We start from the raw sequence: 1,321 nt of genomic DNA, 5'->3' as shown, positions 1-1,321 counted from the left end.
TCCCCAAGTAGGTAGCGCTAACCCTCTTTGCCAGGCTGGTTGTGAGTCATTCGCTGATTAGTGAGGAGGCCTGGTGATGACTGGGACGCCGGGGTATACGCGGGAGCAGATCCGTGAGTTTGTGCATGATTATGGTCGCCAGCGGCATGGGACGAGGGGCGCGTGGTTGGAGGGGCAGCCGTTCTCCAGGTATCAGTTGTGGCGCTGGCGGAAGGCGTTGTACGAGGGAGATCTCGACCGGAATCTCATTCCGCGAGAGCATGGAGGTATGACCCGTACCCGTGGCGAGTGGACCGCGTTTGAGAAAGCGCGTGCGAAAGAGTTGGCTGAACATGAATCCGAAGTTGAGCAGCTCAAGAAGCGTATCCACGAGTTAGTGGGCACGAATGATGCGTTGGGAAAAGCTATCGGGCTCTTGCACGAGTTGAACGTGTCAGAGCCCGACGCGGAGACGACGAGCGGGCCCGAGGATTCATCGAGACGGAGAACGAACTCGTCCGGGAGCTGACCGGGCTGACCGGATCACAACGGCAAACGCTGGAGATGGTGGGCCTGGCGCGCTCGACATGGCAGTACCGGATGAATCCTCGCCCTGTCGTGCCCGCTCCGATTCATCAGGCCGATCGGGCGTACGAGGCACGAATCAGCGATGCCGACCGGCGACAGATCGAGGAGCTCGTTCTCGCCGGCTGGGCGAACGCCAACTCGGTGGACCATTCGTTCGCCACCGTGTGGGACGAGGGCCTCATGCTCGGCTCACGGCGGACGTGGTGGCGGATCGCCGCGCAGATCGAAAACCAGATGCTGCGCCCCAAGATTCCGGCCCGCAAGGAACCCAGAGCTCCGCGGAACAAGCCCGTCCTAAAAGCAACCGGGCCCGGGCAGGTGTGGTCCTGGGACATCACGGACCTGTACTCGCCCTGGCGCGGGCGCGTGTTCAAGGCGTACAAGATCACCGACATCTTCTCCCGCGAAATCGTCGGGTGGCGGGTCGAGGACCGTGAGGCCAGCCACCTCGCCGTGGATATGTTCGCTACCGCGATTGCCGAGCACGGCGCGCCCCGCATGGTGCATGCCGACAACGGCGCCGCGATGACCTCGAACCTGCTCCGAGACTTCCTTCACCGCCAGCACGGCACAGAGCTGTCACACAACCGACCATACGTCTCCGACGACAACCCCTTCTCCGAGGCCGGATTCCGGACCATGAAATACCGGCCAGGCTACCCGAAAGTGTTCGCCGACCTAGAGACCGCCCGGGCATACCTCGCGGAGTACGTGCCCTGGTACAACTGTGAGCACAAGCACTCCGGCATCGCAC

At 62.6% G+C, this 1,321-nt stretch carries 1 protein-coding gene; it reads left to right on the top strand.

The window, feature by feature from the left end; all coding sequences use genetic code 11:
* Positions 1 to 579: 579 nt before the first annotated feature.
* Positions 580 to 1,321 (top strand): transposase (locus tag ACFQ02_RS01045; protein WP_380818210.1); only part of this gene is annotated, 742 nt, incomplete at its 3' end.

The sequence above is a fragment of the Seminibacterium arietis genome (assembly GCF_042675725.1).
GTDB lineage: Bacteria > Pseudomonadota > Gammaproteobacteria > Enterobacterales > Pasteurellaceae > Seminibacterium > Seminibacterium arietis.
Note: the sequence above shows the minus strand (reverse complement) of the source record. Positions and strands in the feature narration are given on the sequence as shown.